6 protein-coding genes are annotated in these 4,525 nt (G+C 51.8%); 1 reads left to right on the top strand and 5 read right to left on the bottom strand.

The features are described 5' to 3' along the window. The 4 genes from DBO31_RS05155 to DBO31_RS05170 form a co-directional block, all read right to left on the bottom strand. The coding region (locus DBO31_RS05155; RefSeq protein ID WP_200817464.1) for a hypothetical protein at window positions 1-188 on the bottom strand (188 nt) is incomplete at its 3' end. 5 nt (window positions 189-193) lie between these two features. Beyond that, on the bottom strand, window positions 194-631 hold the full coding sequence (locus DBO31_RS05160; protein WP_150824602.1) for a hypothetical protein: 438 nt from the start codon (window positions 629-631) through the stop codon (window positions 194-196). Further along, entirely contained in the window at window positions 628-843 is a 216-nt protein-coding gene (locus tag DBO31_RS05165; RefSeq protein ID WP_059075626.1) for a hypothetical protein, read from the bottom strand. The genes DBO31_RS05160 and DBO31_RS05165 overlap by 4 nt, the downstream gene beginning before the upstream one ends. Window positions 844-855: 12 nt before the next feature. Continuing rightward, window positions 856-2,445: a hypothetical protein gene (locus DBO31_RS05170; protein WP_150824603.1), complete on the bottom strand. Its 1,590-nt coding sequence runs from the start codon at window positions 2,443-2,445 to the stop codon at window positions 856-858. A gap of 234 nt (window positions 2,446-2,679) precedes the next feature. On the opposite strand from DBO31_RS05170, the gene DBO31_RS05175 reads away from it, so the two are divergent. Further along, window positions 2,680-3,960: a nucleobase:cation symporter-2 family protein gene (locus DBO31_RS05175; protein ID WP_150824605.1), complete on the top strand. Its 1,281-nt coding sequence runs from the start codon at window positions 2,680-2,682 to the stop codon at window positions 3,958-3,960. Window positions 3,961-4,054: 94 nt separating this feature from the next. On the opposite strand, the gene DBO31_RS05180 is transcribed toward DBO31_RS05175, so the two are convergent. Further along, a partial coding sequence (locus DBO31_RS05180) for a pyridoxal phosphate-dependent aminotransferase (protein ID WP_150824604.1) occupies window positions 4,055-4,525 on the bottom strand: 471 nt, incomplete at its 5' end.

Here is a 4,525-nt window from a genome sequence, read left to right on the forward strand (position 1 = left end):
ATGCCGCGGGAAAAGGTATGGACGAAGAAACTGCCCTCTTCTATCATCGTATCCTTTACCATTTCTTCGGCTACATCCCGCAGAATCCCCAGAATACGGCTGCGTTCGATCGTATTCACGACAATCAGAGGAATACGGGCAATGAGGTACCGTTTCAATTGCTTTTTACATTCACTTTTATTGCTCATTTCGTTTATCTGCTCCCTTTATTCCGGCGCCGCAAAAGTACGTCCAGTTCACCACTCGGGTCCTGCCGGGCCGACTCTTCAAGGGCGTCGTCCATATCCTGGCGTGTTTTCTGCAATTCGTCCTGCAGCATCTGCTTTTCTTTTTCGGGCAGACACCGCATCTGACTGGCCTGAAACAGCAAATCGAGATCCCGGTCCAGTTGTTTCAAAGCCTGTTCTATAGGAATTCCATCGTCCTGGGCCTTACGGAAACGTTCTCCTATATAGTCAAACCGGGCATTAAAGGCTGCCATGAGGCGGCTGGCAAACCGGCCGGCAACAATATCGCACCAATGGAGCCGCCCCTGCTGCATGGCCGGTATGGTTTTCTCATCATCCCGGCCGGCTGCAAATTCCTTCAGAACAGGGATCCATTCTGCATAAATACCTGGTACCCTGCTCATTCCCGATACCTCCGTACGACACCGCGGGGAGGGAGAAGATCCCAGTCCGGAAGTCCAGTGATACACTGGGAATGTACCGTTTTATCCCCTGCCGGCCTGCTCTGCGCCGGTTCAGCTAATTCCGATGCCGGCTGTGGTGTCTCTTCCTGCGGGCGCCTGATCTGTATATGCCTGCGCCCAGACGGACGCCTTACATCTTGTCCTGTTTCCATGGATAGTACCTCCTATATGCGGATCCGCCGCGCACTTCCCTGATTGCGGCGGACATAGTCCGATGCCGAAAGGCCATCGAGAAATGCATGCAAATCCTGCTGCCGTTCCATACCTTTCGTATAGTAATCGTAGAAATCAGCTGTTTCCGCCATGCAGCGGCAGATACAGTTTTCTTCTTCCCAGGCGTATTGTTTGAATTGTTTCTCCAGTTTCCGCCGTATGCCAAAGGTTGCATAGTATACTTTAAAGGACAGCCCTGCCAGAATCAATACACAGGCGGTAATGAAAATATACTGATGGCTGGCATAGGCCGCCGTGATTGCGTTCATCAAAAAAGCCGTAATCCCTGCCAGGATTGCCGTCACAATCAGACCCCCTATCGGACCGGCAAAGGCCATGCAAAGCAGGGCCACACCTGCCAGCAGCATAAAGGGATGATTATCCAAGACCCAGCCGCCGCCATAGTACAGAAGCGCCCCGCCGCCGATGATGCAGAACAGCATGGCGACCACAGTCCATCCCGGCCGGTGCTTGCTAAGTTCTTCCTTCTGCCAGGCATCAATAATGGTATGCAGGGCCGAGAGATGATCCCGTTCATTTCTCCCATCTATGGAATAGAATGTCAGTTTATCCACATGGCCCTCATAGGACAGATTAGAAAAAAATTCAAAGGAATCGGGGAGTTTCTGGACCGTTTCCCCCTGCGCATCGTCAGCGGCGCTGCGGATCCAGTCTTTCGATGACGCTATCGCATACTGCCGCAGGGATATGACTGCCTTTTCTCCGTCATCGAGGCACCAGTCCGTAAGCCAGGAAATATACGGCTTATATACAGACGGCTGTTCTTCTTCAGAACGGTCGGCTTCAATGAATCGTTCCAATAAAACACTCTTGGCCTGTTCCTTTGCTACGGACGCTTCATCATCGTCCATGAGTTTCTGCAGGTCATCCAGCGCCTTCCCAGGCAGATGCGCTCCTTGCAGCAATTCTTCTACACTGGCCTTGGGAGCCTTTTTCAACAGTTTAAACTGTTCGTCTTCATTCAGAGTAACGGAACTGCGCTCCTTATCAAACCAGTCATGCCAGGTCTGGATTTGCTGCTGTATCAGCCGGGCATCCTGGCATTGCTCACTTTTCCAGTCATTCAACCTGCCTTCTACATGGCGAGATCCGGACATGTTCATCAGCCCGTCGGTATACGCTTCCATACAGTACTGGAAATGCTCTGCCAGCGATGAACCATCCTGCTGTCCCAGATACCGTGCCAGCCAGACATCTGCCGCATGGTCCCGTTCTTCCCGCAGGGAAAGGAGGAAAAAGAACAACGATGTCTTCTGGTCATCGGCCTGCAGTGCCCGTTGCAGAGCCTGCTGTGCTTTCACCCGGTCATCGGCAAGCCAGCAGATAAGTGCTGCCAATCCATATGCCATCCAGTAATCATCTGCCGAAACGAGCAGTTCTTCTGCTTTCTTTTGCAGCGTTTCTTTCGTTAGCAGCCCTGTATCCATATTTTTCAGTATGCCCTGGGTCATTACCCGGACATCACGGCTGGACAATAATGCCGTCCGCGATGCGTACTCTGATTGTCCATATGCTGTCACACCTACGCGCCCCCTGAACTATGATATAACTATGTTATATTATACAAGATGTTCTTCTGCAAAAAAAGTGCCTTTCTCCCATTCGGTCTGCAATTTTCCCTGCCATTTCTATTCTTCATACTACAAAGGTGTCAAAATATGCTATAATGCTTATTATTCATTTTTAATTATTCCCATCGAGGTGAAACCATGGACTCTCACTCCACTTCTGCAACCATTCATCCTGTAGATGAAATGCTGCCATACGGCAAGCTCTTTGCGTTCGGTCTCCAACACGTCCTGGCCATGTATTCCGGAGCAGTTGCCGTACCGATTATCCTGGCACAGGCCATGCACCTGCCGCCGGAACAACTGATTCATCTGATCAACGCCGACCTTTTTACCTGCGGCATCGCCACCATTATCCAGACGCTGGGCTTCTGGAAAGTAGGTGCACGTATTCCCATGATTCAGGGTGTTACCTTCGCTGCCGTCACACCGATGTGTCTCATCGGTGTCCAGCACGGTCTGCCCGTCATGTATGGTGCCATCATCGCCGCCGGTCTGGTGACTTTTCTCATCGCTCCGTTTTTCAGCCGCTTCATCCGCTTTTTCCCGCCCGTCGTGACCGGTACAATCATCATGATCATCGGGATCACCCTCCTGCCTGTCTCCGTCATCTGGATTGGTGGCGGCGGCAATACCAGTGACCCCGCCTTTGCCGGTCCTATGAACCTGTTTCTTGCCTTTATCACCCTGGCTATTGTCATCGTGCTCTACCGCTATGGCAGGGGATTTGTCAGTAATATTGCCGTTCTTCTCGGTCTGATTGGCGGTACGATCATCGCTACTGTTCTGGGTCAGACGAATTTTGCCGAAGTCGGCCGCGCCAGCTGGGTCGGTATCGTCACTCCTTTTTCTTTCGGTTTCCCTGCCTTTGATATTGGCTCGATTTTATCGATGATTGTCGTCATGTTCGTCACCATGGTCGAAACGACCGGGGACTGCATTGCTATCGGGGAAATCGTCGATAAGCCTATTGGCCGCAAAGATTTGGCCCGTTGTCTCCGCGCCGATGGCCTGTCTACGGTAATCGGAGGTATCTTCAACAGCTTCCCCTATACAGCGTTTGCCCAGAACGTCGGCCTTATCGCCCTGACCCGTGTCAAAAGCCGTTTTGTCGTCACCGCTTCCGGCATCATCCTCATCGGTCTTGGCCTGCTTCCCACAATGGCCGCCATCGTCGCCTGTATCCCCAACTCCGTACTGGGCGGTGCCGGTATTGCCATGTTCGGCATGATCATCGCCAGCGGCGTCCGTTCCTTATCGAAAGTAAAATTTGAAGGCACTTCCAACCTGATGCTCGTCGCCATCAGCATCGGTGTCAGCATGATTACCCTTACCGTTCCCAATTTCTTCCACGCCTTCCCTTCCTGGTCCCAGATTGTTCTGCACAGTGGCATCACACTGGGCAGCATCACCGCCGTCGTCCTCAATATCATCTTTAACGGTATAGGTAAACAAGAGGAATCGTAATCTGCTTTTCGTTTCTCACAAAAGGAGCATTCTCTGACAGCTCGTTCTTCAGAGAATGCTCCTTTATGTCTATCCGTATACTGCGTGTCCCCTCTTACAGCGATTTAATAAATTCCCGGATTCGTTTTAGTCCTTCCCGGATATTGGCTTCACTCGTTGCGTAAGACAGGCGAATGAATCCTTCGCCATTGCTGCCAAATCCCGTTCCCGGAACGGTGACAACGTGTTTTTCATCAAGCAGCCGGTTGCTGAATTCTTCTGATGAAAGGCCGGTACCGGTAATATTGGGGAACATATAGAAAGCGCCTTTTGGTTCCCGGCAGGTAATCTTGCCGTGCATCATCGTATTCAGCCCTTCGAGCATCAACTGCCGCCGTGCCCGGTACTGTTCCAGCATATCCGCTACAGGCTGCTGACTTCCCGTGAGCGCTGCCAGAGCGGCCCGCTGCACCGGTTCGAAGACGCTGGATACGGCATTTTCCTGCATCTTTATCATGCCTTTGATGATTTCTTCATTAGCTACGGCAAACCCGATGCGCCACCCCGTCATGGCATAGGCTTTGGA

Source organism: Megasphaera sp. DJF_B143 (assembly GCF_900320625.1).
In the GTDB taxonomy this organism is placed as follows: domain Bacteria; phylum Bacillota; class Negativicutes; order Veillonellales; family Megasphaeraceae; genus Megasphaera; species Megasphaera hexanoica.

Excerpts from the sequence above, each read along its gene's own strand:
- DBO31_RS05175 (WP_150824605.1), top strand. The coding sequence starts at position 2,680 with ATGCTGCCATACGGCAAGCTCTTTGCGTTCGGTCTCCAACACGTCCTG.
- DBO31_RS05165 (WP_059075626.1), bottom strand. The coding sequence starts at position 843 with ATGGAAACAGGACAAGATGTAAGGCGTCCGTCTGGGCGCAGGCATATA.
- DBO31_RS05160 (WP_150824602.1), bottom strand. The coding sequence starts at position 631 with ATGAGCAGGGTACCAGGTATTTATGCAGAATGGATCCCTGTTCTGAAG.